Origin of the sequence: Turicibacter sp. H121 (assembly GCF_001543345.1) — a bacterium.
Lineage (GTDB): Bacteria > Bacillota_I > Bacilli_A > MOL361 > Turicibacteraceae > Turicibacter > Turicibacter bilis.
The window spans coordinates 1,833,401-1,851,589 of sequence record NZ_CP013476.1 but is presented as its reverse complement, the minus strand read 5'-3'; the positions used below and the strand labels follow the sequence as shown (position 1 = coordinate 1,851,589).

The 18,189-nt window shown below is 32.4% G+C and carries 14 protein-coding genes; 3 read left to right on the top strand and 11 right to left on the bottom strand.

What is annotated here, in order from left to right; genetic code table 11:
* Position 1: 1 nt before the first annotated feature.
* Complete coding sequence (locus AT726_RS08915; protein WP_068759415.1) at positions 2-1,222, bottom strand: hypothetical protein; 1,221 nt, start codon at positions 1,220-1,222, stop codon at positions 2-4.
* The gene (locus AT726_RS08910) at positions 1,215-1,769 is read right to left on the bottom strand and encodes an RNA polymerase sigma factor (RefSeq protein WP_055244288.1); all 555 of its coding nucleotides are present in this window, start codon (positions 1,767-1,769) and stop codon (positions 1,215-1,217) included. Before AT726_RS08910 ends, AT726_RS08915 begins: the two co-directional genes overlap by 8 nt.
* A gap of 291 nt (positions 1,770-2,060) precedes the next feature.
* Here AT726_RS08910 and bsh point away from each other — a divergent pair, with 291 nt between their 5' ends.
* The gene (gene bsh, locus AT726_RS08905) at positions 2,061-3,050 is read left to right on the top strand and encodes a choloylglycine hydrolase (protein WP_055276909.1); all 990 of its coding nucleotides are present in this window, start codon (positions 2,061-2,063) and stop codon (positions 3,048-3,050) included.
* A gap of 76 nt (positions 3,051-3,126) precedes the next feature.
* On the opposite strand, the gene AT726_RS08900 is transcribed toward bsh, so the two are convergent.
* The gene (locus AT726_RS08900; protein WP_068759414.1) at positions 3,127-7,101 is read right to left on the bottom strand and encodes an SH3 domain-containing protein; all 3,975 of its coding nucleotides are present in this window, start codon (positions 7,099-7,101) and stop codon (positions 3,127-3,129) included.
* A gap of 916 nt (positions 7,102-8,017) precedes the next feature.
* Here AT726_RS08900 and AT726_RS08895 point away from each other — a divergent pair.
* Complete coding sequence (locus AT726_RS08895; RefSeq protein WP_055274762.1) at positions 8,018-8,791, top strand: hypothetical protein; 774 nt, start codon at positions 8,018-8,020, stop codon at positions 8,789-8,791.
* A gap of 414 nt (positions 8,792-9,205) precedes the next feature.
* Here the strand turns inward: AT726_RS08895 and AT726_RS08890 are convergent, their stop codons facing one another.
* From AT726_RS08890 to AT726_RS08875, 4 genes are all read right to left on the bottom strand, one after another.
* Positions 9,206-10,279, bottom strand: coding sequence for a PAS domain-containing protein (locus AT726_RS08890; protein WP_068759413.1), 1,074 nt, complete (start codon positions 10,277-10,279; stop codon positions 9,206-9,208).
* A 280-nt stretch (positions 10,280-10,559) separates the two neighbouring features.
* Complete coding sequence (locus AT726_RS08885) at positions 10,560-11,405, bottom strand: hypothetical protein (protein ID WP_068759412.1); 846 nt, start codon at positions 11,403-11,405, stop codon at positions 10,560-10,562.
* A gap of 78 nt (positions 11,406-11,483) precedes the next feature.
* Entirely contained in the window at positions 11,484-12,095 is a 612-nt protein-coding gene (locus AT726_RS08880; RefSeq protein WP_068759411.1) for a plasmid pRiA4b ORF-3 family protein, read from the bottom strand.
* A 62-nt stretch (positions 12,096-12,157) separates the two neighbouring features.
* Positions 12,158-12,502 (bottom strand): hypothetical protein, encoded by a 345-nt coding sequence (locus AT726_RS08875; RefSeq protein ID WP_068759410.1) that lies wholly within the window; start codon positions 12,500-12,502, stop codon positions 12,158-12,160.
* 195 nt (positions 12,503-12,697) lie between these two features.
* Between AT726_RS08875 and AT726_RS08870 the strand changes: the two genes are divergently transcribed.
* A complete protein-coding gene (locus tag AT726_RS08870) occupies positions 12,698-13,534 on the top strand; it encodes an Rpn family recombination-promoting nuclease/putative transposase (RefSeq protein ID WP_055277545.1) in 837 nt (278 codons plus the stop codon).
* Positions 13,535-13,817: 283 nt separating this feature from the next.
* Here AT726_RS08870 and AT726_RS08865 read toward each other — a convergent pair whose 3' ends face one another.
* From AT726_RS08865 to AT726_RS08850, 4 genes are all read right to left on the bottom strand, one after another.
* Complete coding sequence (locus AT726_RS08865) at positions 13,818-14,954, bottom strand: Panacea domain-containing protein (RefSeq protein ID WP_068759409.1); 1,137 nt, start codon at positions 14,952-14,954, stop codon at positions 13,818-13,820.
* Between the two features lie 306 nt (positions 14,955-15,260).
* Positions 15,261-15,704 (bottom strand): hypothetical protein, encoded by a 444-nt coding sequence (locus AT726_RS08860; RefSeq protein WP_068759408.1) that lies wholly within the window; start codon positions 15,702-15,704, stop codon positions 15,261-15,263.
* A 402-nt stretch (positions 15,705-16,106) separates the two neighbouring features.
* The gene (locus AT726_RS08855) at positions 16,107-16,694 is read right to left on the bottom strand and encodes a plasmid pRiA4b ORF-3 family protein (RefSeq protein ID WP_055243681.1); all 588 of its coding nucleotides are present in this window, start codon (positions 16,692-16,694) and stop codon (positions 16,107-16,109) included.
* A gap of 484 nt (positions 16,695-17,178) precedes the next feature.
* On the bottom strand, positions 17,179-18,183 hold the full coding sequence (locus AT726_RS08850) for a nucleoid-associated protein (RefSeq protein ID WP_055243683.1): 1,005 nt from the start codon (positions 18,181-18,183) through the stop codon (positions 17,179-17,181).
* Positions 18,184-18,189: the final 6 nt, after the last annotated feature.

Genomic DNA, 18,189 nt, shown 5'->3' with positions numbered 1-18,189 from the left:
CCTAATGTTCATGATATCTACTAATTGACCAGTTAAGATTATCTCTGACTCTAACGACTTCGTTAGTAGACTTCTTATCAGTAATAATAATCTCGATTGGTTTATTGATAGTTTTTATTTCATCATCACCCTCTGCTTCCTCTGTAAAAACTTCAGATATTAAATACATCGTTGACTGATTAACTTTTTCAAACATAAAATCTAGCGGGGCCCCATCAACTAAAACATCGATTTCATATTCATCAGGATTCAAATCATTAAAATCAATCTCTAGACCTAATAATACCGCAATCAAACTATTTCCTTCAAAGGAAATATCATCGTCAAAAGAATAATCATCGAAGAACTTAATAGAAATCCCCTGTCTTTTATGTATAGTAGGCCAACTAAATATCATTCCTTTATCTTCAATTTTAATGGGGAACGAACTCTCTATTTTCGGATTAGAATTCACATAAATCTCACTTTCTTGAGGAATAATGTCTCCAATATTATTAACAGTTCCATCTAAGTAAACTATATAATCAATAGACTTAACTAAACTAGTCATACAAGCTCCTTCATTTCGAAGTGATAAGAACCATTTATAATCCTCTAAGTCTTCTTGACTTAATTCATTTACTTTTTCATTGGCAGTCAACTCTGTACATACTTTGTCTTTATTAACTTCAAATGGATAATTTTTTGTTAATTCAATAATCTCTTTCATCTCTTCATTAAAATTGGTAAATTCTCGATTAACACGGGCTAATCCGATTGTTGTTTCACTAACAAAGCCTTTTTTGCTAATATTATTCACTAGTAAATAGTCTAAAATCTTATCATTCTGTGATAAAGTTAAAAATAAATAATCCTCAACCTCAATCATATCCACCTCTATCTGCGATGTAACATCTAAATACTTTACTTGATTTTCATACGTATAGATATCATCCGTAAGCTGAATAAGATTTGGATTTTCAACATAGCCATGAAGATTAAAATAAATTTCTTCTCCAAACACATTTAAACGGTATTCATTGGCGCTAATTCTTGTCACTCCATATGAACCATCATCATTCGAAAAAAGTGGAAGTAAAAATAAGACAGCAACTGCTGCGATAGCGGTCAGTGGTTTGATCATATGAACTGTTGACCTTTTTTGTTTTTCATAATTATCAATTCGATCCATAATCAACTTAGCTTCTTGACTCACATCAATGTGTTGAATCTCTTTATTCATGACAATCGCCTCCTAAAGCAATCTTTAATTTATCTAAACTCCGCTTAATAATCGTGTAAATTGTTTTAACTGATGTTTTTTCTAATATTGCAATTTCCTGTGGACTTAAATCTGCATAAAAATAATACCTCATAATCCGTTCATACTTTGGTTTTAAACAAGTTCGCATCAGCTGATTAATCTTTTGTGCTTTCTCTTCTTTAATTAATCTTGTTAAGGCATCGTCTGAGCTTTCAGATAAAGTCTCTAATTCATCTTCCCCATCAAACGTGCGCTGTTGATACGCCTTGCTTCGCAAATAATCAATACAACGATAATTCGCAATCTTATAAAGCCACGTCTGGAAAGACGCCTTTTTCGAATTATAACGCTTAAGCGAACGATATGCCTCAAAGAAAATATCCTGGCATAACTCCTTACTCACCTCAACATCCCCCACCTGCTGATAAACATAATGATAAATGGATGAATAATAACGCTTTATAATTTGTTCATACGCCTGTTTATCGGTCGTTAACACGACCTGAATCACCTTCTCCAATTCCATCTCAAAACCTCCCTAGACACGTAGCATCTATCTATCCGAACTTCTCCTCAAAAAATCTTCAAAATTTTAAAACTTTTTTCTTAATCTTAACATAATCGCTTGAGAATGAAGAAAAATAAATTTGTTGAGTTATACGAATCACCCTATTTCGTAAAAAGACATCAAGGATTTGAATAAGCCTTGATGTCTTTTTGATAAATTAACATTAATTTGAATAATTGAATGAGCTTTGACAAATCTTAAAACAGTAATTAATTAGCACTCTAGTGGCTTAGTTAGGAGGACTCGAAAATGTGTACAGGGTTAAGTTTAACTACTAAAGATGGAAAACACTTCTTTGGTAGAAATTTAGATGTTCCCGCTTCATACGGACAATCTGTTCATATCATTCCAAGAAATTTCAATTGGCTAAATGTCGTAAATGGTGAAACATTAGCTTCTAAATATGCGTGTATTGGAATGGGAATCGTTGTAGATAATCATCCACTTCTTTTTGATGCAGTCAATGAAAAAGGATTAGCTGGTGGTGGATTAAACTTTACGCACTTTGCTAAATTTAATGAAAATGCCATCGATGGAAAAATAAATATCTCCGCATCTGACTTTGTATACTGGGCACTTAGTAACTTTGCGGATTTAAATGAGTTACGTCAAGCGTTAGAAAATTTAGTACTGACTAATATTCCATTTGAGCATGAGCTTCCAGTTGCAGGTCTTCACTGGATGTTCACTGATTTATCTGGGCGTAGTATCGTGATTGAAAATATGGCCGACGGTATGCATATTCATGAAAATCCAGTTGGTGTTTTAACGAATGACCCAACTTTTGATTGGCACTTAACTAATTTAAGACAGTATGTTACCCTTGAAAAAGCAACACCGGCTCCAAAACAAATGGGAGATTTACTGCTTCATCCATATGGTCATGGTTTAGGAATGTGTGGAATTCCAGGAGATGCTTCACCTGCTGCACGATTTGTTAGAACGGTCTTCTTTAGAGATTCAATCGTTGAAGCGAATGATGAAATCAGTGGCGTTACTGCTTTCCTCAACGTGTTAACAGGGGTAACAGTTATTAAAGGGTCTGAAGTTGATCCCGATGGCTCAATGAATTATACCGTGTATAAATCAGCGATGTGTCAAGAAAGTGGAACTTACTATTATACCGATTATTACAATCGACGTATCAATGCCGTTAAATTATCAAATGCTAATTTAGACTCAAAAGAAATTACAAGTTTCCCTTATCAAGGAGAGCAAGATATCTTGTTCCAAAACTAAAAAAATATTTTTAAAAATATAAAAAATCCCCTAGAGAGTAGGTTATGTAAACATCCTACACTTTAGGGGATTTTTATTATTTATAAACCGGAATATCTAATAAAAACTCTTGATTGTCGTCATATAAATAAGCAAATCGATGCATATAATTTCCTATTTCATAAGCGTACCATGGTGTTGTCGCATATTGATGCCATTGGTTAGCACTTAATTGATTATATTTAATTTTAAATGGAGTATTTTGCTGATATTTTGGTGAATTAATATAATTCAAAGAAATAAATTCAGCTGCACCAAAGATTGCTTTTTCAGGAGTTGTCCACCCTTTTTTATAAGCGTAAGTCGTTCCTAATAAACGGGGAGCATGATCCCTAGCCCCAATTCCAAATAAGTTATAAACCGTCACTGGTTTATCTAATTGAATGCGCTCATAGTCAATAATCTTTCCACTAGAATCTTTAATTGGTTTATTCTCATCTGCAATTTCTGTAATTGTAATTCCTTTAGCCAAATTACTAGTTCCCCAATTCGTTTCATGAATAGACTGAGACACAAAGAAAATAGGATCAATATTATAGTATCTCGATGCATTATAGAAAATCTGACCTTGATTATGAAGGACTCCTTTATTTTGAAGTTCTTTGTTCAATCCAGCAACATCAAAACTTCGGAATTGATCAATGCGTAAATATTGAAGTAGATAGTTAACATTAGCCGGGTTGTTTGGATTCAAATAACTTGTAATTGACTGTATTGTACCGGACGTGTAACTTTGTTGGATTTGTGCAAACTTAGTTAACGAATAGCTATATTCCGTTGTTAAATAACTAACACGACCATTTAAATTACTTGTTGCCTTAACCCCGACATAATCTTTATGAACATAGGCATAGCTATCATCATAACTAATTTTATAGAAATCATTGAAACGACCAATAATACTTACTTCATCTTTTGCTGTTAATGTTCCTAAAATAACTGAGTTAGTTGTAGCTTCTTGTCGAATGTTTAAACTTGTAACACTATCGATAACCACACCTATACGTGGTGTAGTTTCAAAATCAATATTAGCATCTGGATGTTGATTTGGTTTATTAAACGTAATATAATCTTTTGATACATATCCCGTTGAATTATTATATTCGATTTCGTACCAGTTTCCAGATTCACCTACAATTGTGACAGCCTCTCCTTCAGTTAATTTTCCAATAGCTGACTGACTAGTATTCGGTTGTGGTCGAACATTTAGTGTCCCACCATCTAAGTTATAAACATAAGCTATTTGCTTTGTAATTTCTGGCGTTTCAGGTGTTATCGGCGTAAACGTAATATAATCTTTTGATACATATCCCGTTGAATTATTATATTCGATTTCATACCAATTTCCAGATTCACCTACAATTGTGACAGCCTCTCCTTCAGTTAATTTTCCAATAGCTGACTGACTAGTATTCGGTTGTGGTCGAACATTTAGTGTCCCACCATCTAAGTTATAAACATAAGCTATTTGCTTTGTAATTTCTGGCGTTTCAGGTGTTATCGGCGTAAACGTAATATAATCTTTTGATACATATCCCATTGAATTATTATATTCGATTTCATACCAATTTCCAGATTCACCTACGATTGTGACAGCCTCTCCTTCAGCTAACTTTCCAATAGCTGCTTGATTAGTATTCGGTTGTGGTCGAACATTTAGTGTCCCACCATCTAAGTTATAAACATAAGCTATTTGCTTTGTAATTTCTGGCGTTTCAGGTGTTATCGGCGTAAACGTAATATAATCTTTTGATACATATCCCGTTGAATTATTATATTCGATTTCATACCAATTTCCAGATTCACCTACAATTGTGACAGCCTCTCCTTCAGCTAACTTTCCAATAGCTGCTTGATTAGTATTCGGTTGTGGTCGAACATTTAGTGTCCCACCATCTAAGTTATAAACATAAGCTATTTGCTTTGTAATTTCTGGCGTTTCAGGTGTTATCGGCGTAAACGTAATATAATCTTTTGATACGTATGCTATTGAATTATTATATTCGATTTCATACCAGTTTCCAGATTCACCTACGATTGTGACAGCCTCTCCTTCAGATAATTTTCCAATAGCTGACTGACTAGTATTCGGTTGTGGTCGAACATTTAGTGTTCCACCATCTAAGTTATAAACATAAGCTATTTGCTTTGTAGTTTCTGGTGTTTCAGGTGTTTGGGAATCATCTTTTTGAACATAACTTCCATTTACATATCCATATCCATGTTCATACTTAATCTTTAACCATCCCTTTGAATCCTCACTTACAACCTCAATAATGGTTCCTTTAGTTAATGTTCCAAGAAGGATTCCACTTACATCGGGATAATTACGAACATTTAAATTCTCTGTTGTTTTTCCTGTCCAAAGAATATTTTCCGGAATTGTTGGTATACTAAGATTTATAACAGTTACTCGTTGAACATAACCATATCCATCGTGATGCTTAATTTTCAACCAATCTCCATCTTCTTCAATAACATAGACCACTGTTCCTTTAGTTAATGAATTTAATACTGTACTAGTTGTACTTTTTGTTGCATATAGCTTTGTATCTTTACCAATTTCTCCATCCCATAATATTGTTGAATTTGGTAAATTACCTTGAGTGACAACTTTTTTTAACATCCATGCATAAGTATCATTATACTTAATTCTAACCCAATCGCCTTGTACTTTAACGACTTCAACCTTTTGTCCAGCATGATAAGTTGTTAAAGTAGTTGCACTAGTATCAGCTGTTTTGTAAACAATACTTTCATTGGTATTAACAGTTCCAGTCCAAATAACAGTTTCTTCTAGTTCTTCGTATTTAGTCACCTTAAAATATGAACCGCTCACATATCCTGTTTTGCCATTATAACTTACTTTATACCAACCATTCGCATTTTTTTCTGAAAGAATCGTCACTGTCTTTCCTTTCGGAATCGTCGTTAAAATCTTTCCACTTGTACTTGGTTGATCTCTTAAGTTTAAATTTTCTGTTGGCTGTCCTTCAATCGGAACTGGTGTTGATGGTGTACTCTCTGTTGACTCGGAATTACTATCACCTTCTTTAATATAATTGCTAATAGCATATCCCGTTTTTCCATCATAACTGACTTTATACCAACCATTTTCATCTTTTTCTGAAAGAATTGTTACTGTCTTTCCTTTCGGAATTGTCATTAAAACCTTTCCACTTAAACTAGCTTGATTTCGCAAGTTTAAGTTTTCTGTTGTTGTTCCCGTTTTAGATACTGTTGGCTTTGATGGTGCACTCTCTGTTGCCTCGGAATTACTATCATCTTCTTTAATATAATTGCTGATAGCATATCCCGTTTTTCCATCATAACTGACTTTATACCAACCATTTTCATCTTTTTCTGAAAGAATTGTCACTGTCTTCCCTTTCGGAATCGTCGTTAAAATCTTTCCACTTAAACTAGCTTGATTTCGCAAGTTTAAGTTTTCTGTTGCCGTTCCTGTTTTAGTCGTTATGGTCGTTGAACCACTTGGGCTTGTGGTTAAATAAGATCCACTCACATATCCCGTTTTTCCACCGTAGCTTACTTTATACCAGCCATTTTCATCTTTTTCTGAAAGAATCGTCACTGTCTTTCCTTTCGGAATTGTCGTTAAAATCTTTCCACTTGTACCCGGTTGATCTCGTAAGTTTAAGTTTTCTGTTGCTGTTCCTGTTTTAGACACTGCTGGCGTTGAATTACTTGTCGTTAAATAAGATCTACTCACATATCCCGTTTTTCCATCGTAGCTTACTTTATACCAGCCATTTTCATCTTTTTCTGAAAGAATCGTCACTGTCTTTCCTTTCGGAATTGTCGTTAAAATCCTCCCGCTTGTGCTTGCTTTATCTCGCAAATTCAGATTTTCCATAGTTATTGCTATTTTTACACTTGAACGCTCTAAAAGGGCACTAGGTCGACTTTCTTCCGCAAAAACCGTCTTCATATAATCTTGATTGCAAAGAGCTGCCCCCATAAGCGATAGGGTAATTAAAACCTTTTTTGGCATAATTAATATCCTTTCTGCACTTAAACTTTCATTAAATAAAGATATGTTGATTATCTTTGCTTAAGGTAAAGTACATCTTGTAATACAAAATTAATACAATCTTTTCTATTTTAACATATTAATACATAATAACCCAATATAAGCTAACGTTTATGGGAGTTTTCATGAATATTTTTTCTTATCTACTTTTTTTACTATATAGAAACAGAAATATATTTCATAATTTTATAGTAGACTTAGTTGGTAATTATCTTTAATACTAAGTTCTCTACGCTACGTGGCTCAATCTATGATTGGGATCATAAATTTCCCTAACTAGTACAAGACAGACTATAGTCCATGAGGTACCAAAACCTTTTACACTCGCATAGTAGATAATTTTGATTTATATAAAAAAGTGACCTAATTACTTAAACAACAGTTTCAGTTTTGGGGTTGAAAAAATCAAATTACATTAATTTTTGCAAAGAAAAAAGCAGCCATTTTTACAATGGTTGCTTTTATTGTATTATCAATGTTTTTAGACATTTTAAATCAAATAAAATGTTATTTTTTACACCTGTTTTTACATAGCTAAAAATTGTGGTAATAAATTTATGACCGCTATTTTCATGTGTGTAAAACTTAATGTAAAAGCTTTTGTAAATTAAGCTGTAAAACTGATTGTAATTCTTAATATAAAAATGATGATTTCAGAGAGCTCCCCTTTGTTAAGAAATCTCTCCCTGTCTTGTTTTTGTCATTTATTTTTGACAGTTACTATTTTACTATATAACCCTATATTTGTAAATAATTGGTTATAATAGTCTTTTAAAGAGAGAAGCAAAGCCTTAATTAAGCCATAATTTTAATAAATGATATTTAATCCATTTTATGGTATAATATAACAAAGCCAATAATTAAGGGGGGATAGTTAATGAAGAAAACATCTTTTTTTCTGGGAGTCTTCATTTGCTTCATTACATTAGGGTGTTCGAAACAAGGAGCAATGGACCTTCAATCTTTAGAGGATGCGTATTTTGAAGTAGCACAAAACACAGTGGACGAGCCATTAAGCGTTGTTGAGTTAACGGAAATGTTATCAAATTATGCTCCTAAGGAAATGGTAGATGGTAATCAAAAAATCTACACATTTGCTACTGATAACGAAGAGTTAATGGTTTCAGAACCGAAAGACCAAGAGGGGATAACAGACATTTTATATACAAAGCATCATGACTCAAATTCATTATCAGTGGCGTGCCATATCTCTTCTAACGGAGCAGATACATCAGCATCGTCTCTCGTGTTAAATACCGTTGATATGGATTTATTCAAAGTATTTGCTGCTAAACTCAATCAAGAACCATCTAATCTGTTTGATGATTATCTAAGTATGAGCGAGAAAATGTTAGGAGATAAACCAGTGACCCTAACTGAAATACAGAAATCTATTAACTTAGAACCAAACCTTCAAGAAAGAGGTACAGATGTAAAATACTATTCATTTGAAGATACAGATTTAGGTGATGTGTTAGGCTTTTATGTCACTTCTACTTCTGAAACGATTAATCAATTGTTTTATAAAAGTAATGCCACAGGCGTGCTCTATAATACAACGATGGCAAATAATGCTGTCATGTTTAGTCTTTCAACAGAGGAAGCTACGCTTTCTAATCAAAAAGAGGTTATGTCTTTATTTGATAAATAATTAAACATCCATTCTTTAAAGCAACTTATTGGTTGCTTTTTAAATTCATCTTGTTAGGGATATAAACTCTCTTTATGGGAGACATGAACTGTTGGCGATAAAAGGGTAAAAAAAGAGAAGTAGTCTTAACTTAGACTACTTCTCTTTTTGTTGTCTCTATTTGACATAAATATTGGTGATTTAAAGCATTTAAACGACTCGTTTATCATGAAGCCGTTTAAACACGAAGGGATTGCAAATACCTATTGAAAAAATGTTTTGTTTTTTTACGCTTAAAATACTATTTTTTTAGATGATAATGACACTGTATTTTATATAGTAAAAAACAATGTATTTTTGTTTTTTCAACCCCAAAACTGAAACTGTTGATTACTTAAAACTAGGTCACTTTTTCTATTAAAATGTTACCTCTTATTAATCATCAATAAAAGCGGCCAAAAAACCTGATTCAAGATTAACTTTTTCTATGACAATTTCTGTCTTTAAAATTGACGGTAGATTTAACTTTGCAACTTCTGATGCAAACGATTGCTGAAATAATTCTGGATTTGAAAGCAACTTATCAAATAAACCAATAAACCCAATACCTGCTACGTGGAAAAATAAAATATCTGAATAATCTCTGACAAATTGGGCGAGTTGTTTAAGACATCGCTTTCCAAGTAAAAGACCATGATCTTTGGATAATTCTCCAAAATTCTCTAAAATAATACCAATCACATGATATTCTTTATCTTTAGGAATCGACTTTAATATTCTTGCTAATGCTTTTCGATTATACAATGAAGTCACTGAATCAATTTCAACTTCTTGATAAGCATTAATTTCATTTGTTATATCTCTCGCGACACAAAGGATTCCTTTATTCATTTTCCTTTTAGAAATTTGATAATAATTCTGATTGGTAAAAAACTCGACATTAGAATAATTGCCCTGTTTAATGACCTCTGCATCACTCTTACTACATTGATATTGAAAAATTGGTGATAAAACTCCTTTACTCACCAACTCCTCATCTGTTAACCCTAATAAATCTGACTTTTCTACGTTTAAAAAACGTAAATAAGTTTTATTAGCATACTCATATGCTAAGCCTTCTCCCTTAAAAAAAATCATATCCGATGAATTTTCTACAACAAAATTAAAAATTTCTTGCTCTAATGTTATACTATATGATCTTGTTGTAATCTCGACGATAATTCCTAATTCATCAGGAATAAATTTTAAAGTAAGCTCTTGATGCTTCTTGTCTTTAATAACTACAACCTTTTTCTGCTTCGTCTGATTAACTGATTCTAATATCTCGATTAAATATTTTCTACTTTTAATTAAACTTATATTTTCAATAACTTCTACTAAATTAAGTTCTTCTGAATAATCTGTCACATTCAATAAGTGTTTAGCTGCTGAATTTAAATATTTTATGCCTCCATCAGGATTTATCAAAACAATAGGTTGTGAAAGATGTTCAAAAAGTTGAAGTGTCACGATAATTCCTCCCTCATAAATAGCTCAACGGGACTCCCTCTTTTTTTATCAATAAATTACCAAAACCAAATAAAGAAGAATGCGAAGTAAAAGTCATAAATCCTTATTTTTATGCCAATTTATACATTTATTATAGCACATTCGACAAAATCAACTAAAGAAGAAAAATTATTTTTGGTACTTTTTTCTAATTGAAACATTGAAATCATTATTCACTTTCTATGAACTCTTTCCAAGAAAATGAAAAAAGGTATTCTCCACTAGAGAGAGTACCTTCTTACTATTTAACTCCTATTAACAATTTCTGTTCAAAATAATCAACTAATTTCTGATAAATATCACTTTCAAACACATACTGATTTAAACGACTATTTGTTATAGATAGAGTTGCTTGCTCCTCTATAAGATAAGCACTTTTTTCAAAATCACTCACATAATAAGTTAGTAAATTAATTAACTGAGTCTGTGAATCATAGGAAATATTTAAAACTGTTTCATCATCATGAATAGAATAGATGATACCTTGTTCTCCTTCATGTTCTTCAAATGACATGGATTCTTGCTTTAAATGGTCTGTTAAATTCGTCATTTCAATGGGTGTTTGAGTAACAAAAGTAGGAAGTTGCTCTTCAAAAACATTTTCAATAGGGCTACTAGGTAACCTAAATATTAAGGATAACTCAATACTATCCTCGATATGAGGCGTTTTTAACGAGACTTGAAAATTATCTGACATGATTTTCGGACTAAATCGATAACCAATTGACAGTGACTGCATTCCTAATTCAGATGGTATCACTAATTCATACTGTATAGTCAGAGTATTTAAGGGTTGATTAGACGTATCCTCTAAAAATGGGCCTGTCTCACTGAAACGAACGCTTTCCATCTCACTTTTTAAATTCTCAAATAACGGATTAGATGTTGTTGTCTCCTTTATTGATAATGCATCTTTTATAAATTGCTCGCGCTCATTAGTGTTATATGATTGAATTTCATCTACCATATTAAGAAAATGACTCAATATAGGAAATGGCTCTATCTGTTCCGTTTCTTCTTTCTTCGAATGACAGCCAACTAGAATAACTAAGATACATCCTATTACGAAAAGGCATAACTTCTTCATTTCCCTCACCTTAAATTAAATTTAATAAAAAAGAATTATAAATAGTATGTCTCTAGCGTTCTTTATTCATACACACTCTTAGACTTTCTTAGGACGTTTTAACTTTAAATCTTCCTTCATCCAATAATTTGTATCTTCCAGATCGAAGATTGGATTAAACTCATCAACTCCTAACCATTCCATTACACTCTCGTATTCAGGATGACTTAAATCTTTAATAATCTCTAACAATTCTAAATAACCTGGAACACCACCACCATCCTCTGGCGGACAAGCTCCTTCACCGTCTAAGCAAACAGGATAAACATTCGGATAATCTTCAAGTTCTTTTTCAAACGTAATCACATGCTCCCAATAATCCCCCATATCGTATACATAAGGAATCGATTGGCCTACTTCAATGTACTTATCTACTTTCGCATTTTTACTTAAACGGTACGTTTTACGCAGGCGCGGACGACCATCATATGTTGGCATCTCATTCATCCACGAATACTCCTCCACCTCTTCGCTTGTTTCAACCAATACCAACTCTTCCGCTAACTCAAACTGATACAAATGACAATTATACCAACCCATACTATATTGAATCACACGATGCAACGCATTAAACGATACTTCTGCTGGCATCACGACACGACGCCAAACATCCAAACCTTCTAACTGAATTTTTATTTGATAAGCCTTCACAACATCCCCTCTAAATATAAGTACCTTCATTGCAGCAAAAAACACCGTGATTATACAAACTTCTATTCAAAATAATACGGTAAAGATTGATAACAAGTCACGACACAATCAATCGCATCATTCACTTCATCAAAATCAGCATGAATCTCAATGGCTCCAAAAATCAACTCTCCATACTTAGCCATATCATACTCAAAGTCTGACCACATATCACGCGTCAACTTTTTACTTTCAACTCGCTCATAAAAATCGTCCACTTCAAAGAAATACATCCCACTCTCACTCTGTAAACAACAAGTTACAAACTCCTGTAACAATGAGCTACACTCGGATAACGGAATCTTTGGTGTATCCTTTAACTCTTCCTGAATTGCTTTTATCCATAAATAATCATCTTTAACAATCACAATGATCACTCCTTATCCACAGCTATTATAGCGATCAATTAGTGAATAAAAAATATAAATACTAAAACAAAGAACAAAGCTCTATTGTTCGTATATTACTACGAGGAATATACCGGGCCCTAAACTATCCTCGTTTTACAATAAATCCATCTGTTTTAAAAATTTATTTTATAAGCTATAATAAAGGAGATAAAAGTGAATAAACTAATTCAAAATCTCAATTTAGCTGATGACTTCTTATTTGCTAAAGTCATGAGTGATAAAGTAATCTGCAAGAAAGTTTTAGAGGAGATATTAAATATTAAAATCCAAGAAATAAAGATGCCAGAACAACAAAAAGTAATTGATCTTGTGCTCGATAGCAAATCTGTAAGACTAGATATTTATGTCAATGATGAACATAATACAATTTACAATGTTGAAATGCAAAAGAGTAGTCACAAAAACTTAGCTAAACGAAGTAGATACTATCAAGGTAATATTGATTTAGATATGATTCAAAAAGGAGAAGACTATGAAAAGCTTCGTAAAAGTTTCGTTATTTTCATTTGTACCTTCGATCCTTTTAACAAAGGAAGGCATATTTATACATTCCAAAATAGGTGCTATGAAGATTCCACGCTAACCCTTGGAGATGAAACAACAAAAGTCTTCTTAAATACAAAAGGGGAACTTAATGACGTTAATGAAGAAATGATTGAATTTCTAAACTATATTGAAAATTCAACAGATGATTATGCAAATCAGGCTAAGAGTCAACTTGTAAAAGAAATTAACCAAAAAGTAAGTTATTTAAAATCAGATAAATCTTTGGAGGTGGAATATATGACACTTTACGAACGTGATAAAGAAAAATTTAAAGAGGGGCATGAACAAGGACTACAAGAAGGATTAGAACAAGGCATTGAAAAAAATAAAATAGAGAATGCTAAAGCTCTTCTGGATATCCTAGATGATGAAACAATCGCTTCTAAAATTGAACTACCACTGGAAACCGTACAAAAGTTAAGAACTGAAATACTATCTCAATAACATAATAAAAAATCGTAGCAAAAAGATGCTACGATTTTTTTCATTTATGCGTCCTACTAGTTTATGAACCTGTTGAATGTCAAATAAGTCAATGATACTTCCGACACTTCTAAATGGATCTTCAGTTAAAACCTGGTTATTTTCAATAAATCCATTTGCCTCAATGTAATCAACTAATAATTCAATGAATTTTAATTAACTGACATTAAGCGACTGATCACTTAATAATTATGAAAATACTGCTTGGACCACTTCTTTTCCATTCCAACGCGCATATTAAATTCTATAACACCCGATTAAATAAGGCTGTAGAATAATCCACAATGTCTGTGATACTTAGCATATTATACTTTTTATACACGTCTGAAAAATAACTTTCAATTAAAGCTTTCTCAATGACTTTTCCACCTTTTTGATTAGGGGATAAGCCTTTTCTTGTCTCTCTCCATGGCTTTTCACAATGTGTCATACGTTCAAGTGCTTTTCCACTATAACATCCTAAATATCTCATAATCAAATCAATAAAAAACTGTTCTTCCTCATCTAAGGAGCATACGTCATTTTTAGATACAATATATTTATAATCTTTAAATTTACTATATATCTCTGGATAAACAGGACCTTGATCCCAAGCCTCACAATCATTTTCAAACAAATGATACCCATAAAAAACTTTAAAGAATGCTTGCGAATAGTAAAGAATTTTTTGTAATGCTAACGGTGTGATATCGTCACTAACACCTAAAATATAATCGACAACTTTAAAAATCTTATCGTTTTTCTCCCCACTATCAAAAGGTCTTACATACTTGCTTTGCTCTAACTCATCTTGATAGTCTAAGTTATCATGATAGTCTAGGTCATTTGAATCATCTAAGTTATCCTGCTGTGTTTTATAGGCTTGATAATCTAGATCACTAGTTTGCTCTAAATCTAAGTCTACCTTTAAATCATTTATCCCTATTTTATCAAGGTTGCTTCTACATTTCTCATAAGCAACTTTTGTTATTCTAGTCTGATTTTTTTGTAATATTTCATAGAATTTATTCGCATCTTCATTGATAGCTTTTAGCAAATCTAAATAGTCTTTTTTAGGAACCATCCCTTTTAAATATCTCGTTATCGTTAATTCTCCCCAATCTAATAATAAAGATAAGGGCCTTTTCCCGATATTATACTTAGACATAATCGAATTGATAATACTTATCGTTTCATTAGAAACCCTCTCCTGATAAGCTTTCTTGGTATTCTCGTTATTCTCTTCATAGATTGCATCGATAAATATTAAATGTTGGCACTCGTTACAAATGGCTTCTTTCTTTTCATATTCGACTTCATAGCCTTTCACTATTTTTTTATGCTTTTTTTTAACGACTGTATATTTAGTCGTTTTTTTACATTTCCCACAAAACTCCTGCATGATTAAAATCTCCTCTTAATTAAACGAACTTCTAAAAATACTTCTTTATATCTTCTAAAAAGGAATGATTTTTTTGGTGAATTACGCGCTTGAATGATACATTCAACCTCTGTATCCTGTAACTCTATTATACACAAAATGATACATTTTCTTCAATCCCTAGTGTATCATTTTGATGCGTTATTTTTCCAAATCTCGCAAGTGTAACATTCCATGGCTCCCTCTTATTAAAAATCTACTGTATCAATTTTCGACATCCTTCTTAATAAAAAAGATTAGTTTTTGCAAACTAATCCCTCTATCCTTTTAATAAATAAAACACAACGCAACTAAAGCAATCACAATATAGATATCACCAACAATTCCCGCTACTCGCTTTACATACAAAACAGACCAATCTTTAAGTCTAAAATTCGACATTTCGGGAAAAGAGTAATTACCTAATAGTGTCTCCAGTAACACAAACACAAAAGCTAGCCCACTGATAACAGTAAACCATCCCTGATGAATAACAATTACTGTCCACAACATCGGCACTAATTGAAGCATGATTCCTTTAATGACTGTTTTATAATACTTGGTTTTATTTTCATACTGACTCATATTTTTCTCTGGAACATAATTTGAATAAATAACATAGTGTGCATTAGATAGCAGTCGAACTTGAACTTGACGCCATGCTAACAATAGCATAATTAAAAAATATCCAATAAGCAAAACACGTGAAATAATTTCTATAATCAACTCCATTTTATAACCTCTTCTCTATAAACTTCCTTCTATATTTATACTCCGTCATACTAACAATGATTTAATTTCTATGCCTATTTTCAAGAAAAAAGAGAATCCCAACGATTTTCGCTGCGATTCTCCTGGATCATTTATCGATATTCCCAAAGGCTTTTTATTCTATAGAGAAACAGAAATATATTTCATAATTTTATAGCAACCTTAGTTAAACATTCGCTTTAATACTAAGACATCCTATCGTCCAGATAAAAATTTTCTATGAATGAAATTTATCTGATCTTATATATCAAGCTCCTAATTTCTCAATCCCCTTCACTGCTACCTAGCGTCCCTAATTAATAACATCTCTTCCATCAAAAAATTCTCTCTTAATTCGATGCTTTAGTTAATCAATTAACATCCCTATCTTTTTCTTAATTCTCTTAATTGTTTCATTCTTTTTAAGTATTTATTAACCTCATCTTTATCAAAATCTACCTGTAACTCTGACACATCATCAATTCCCAACCACTCTATCATATGTTCGTACTCATCATCTTCAGGATTTGATAATACCTCTAATGCATATAAATAACCACCTACTCCACCACAATCCTCTGGTGGACAGATTCCCTCACCTTCAAGACAGAAAAACTCTTCATTAATAATATCTTTATAAACTTTCTCAACTTTTATCTTATGTAACCACTCATCACCAAAATCATATAAATATTGAATCACCTGTCTTGATTTCACATAATCAAAAACATTCGATGTACGACTTTCTTTATACTCATATGGTAAGCATGAATAGCTAGTATTTTTTTCTTCAGCACGATCAACGAAGACAAGATTCTCCTTAATAGCAAGCTCATATTCATGATAACTACTCCAGCCAAAAGACGCGTCAACGACTTGCTTTAACTCATAAAAGGTAATATCCTCTGGTACAACAACACGTCGCCAAACATTTAATCCTTGTAACTCTATTTTCAGCTGATAAAATTTCATCAAATCACCTCTATATTAAATACTTTTCTCTTTACGTTAAAACTTACCTAATCATTCTAAATGCTCATTCACTTCAGATGTACAATCACTCATCTTAGTACGCATTCCTTTAACCCAACTACTATTATGATACAAAATTCGATAAAATGATACATTTTCAACCCATAAATCTGTAACAATTAAAAAAATAATTAATTTTTCCTGATAAACTCAATCCTCTTTTGATAGAGTCTCGTCTGACATATTCAATTAAAGTTCAGATGATTTTAATAACTAAAATCCTATGACTTCGATCAGTTTCTTTTAGGATACTTCCTCGTCTCAAGAGGTCGCATCAACCAATATAAACCATTCACACAAGTTAAATCCCACTAACTTCAGACTTCGACAAATCAACTGTTATTACCAGTTCTCGGTTCAATCAGAATTAATGATCCTGCCCCATAATAAAAACTCTGTTAAAATAATCTAACAGAGTCTTCATTTACTTATTCTCAATATTACCAATGTTCTTAATCTGAATAGCTAGACGTCCGTCTGGCATATTAATGACTTCGATGTAGTCTTTATTATTGTAATAATCAAGTGGAATCGTGATTTCAATTCCAGTATCTGTTTTAATTTTCTGCGTTTTCTTTAGCGGCATCTTTACCCAGTTTGAATTTTGAACTGGTTTTTCAATTCCTTGATTTTCAATTTCCGCGACATACGCTAATTTTGCTTCCGGTGTCTGATAAAACACTTCTTCAGCAATTTCTTTCATATCAATATCTTTTCCTTCGTTGATTGTCTCTTTAATGACGCGTTCAAAGGCTGGCACCATCTCTAATTTATCTAACTCATGATGCTCAATAATTTCCTCCGCTACATAGCGTGCCTTCTTAACAGCCTCTTTGACGGAGATTTCTGTCTTACATTCTAGAATTTTATCAGCGTAAAGATGTGTATCATCATCCTCTGTTGATGTCATATTCTCTAAAATCGTTAATGTCATTTTGTCTAAATCAATCATGAAGAAATTCGCACTTTTTAAACTTGCTGCAGGGATAATAGATTGATGAACAATCAAGTTATTTTGAATTCCTGTCTCGCTTTGATTAACGTGGTGAACCATTCCTTCCTTGCACGTTAGCTCAAGACCAATAACATATTCAACTTCTGAAACTTCAATTTCACATAAGAATAAGTCACTTGCTGTGAAAATTTCGTAGCGATCTTTCCAATCATAACGTTTCGTGGCAATCGCATTGGCAAAATCAATAAAGGGAATCGTGCGATTACGATACTCTAAAAATAATTTTCTTGCCTCACTATCTTCTTTAAACACTGCCGGTCGTCCCGCTGCATTCTTCATACATTTTTCGATATTCTTTTCTAGAAAATGGTAAGCACCATCTACTGTCTCATCTAATGGACGTTCCGTTGGCATAAACATTTGATGCACATTATCTAATAAATATAAATAACAACTTTTTACATTAACCGCCATAAACTC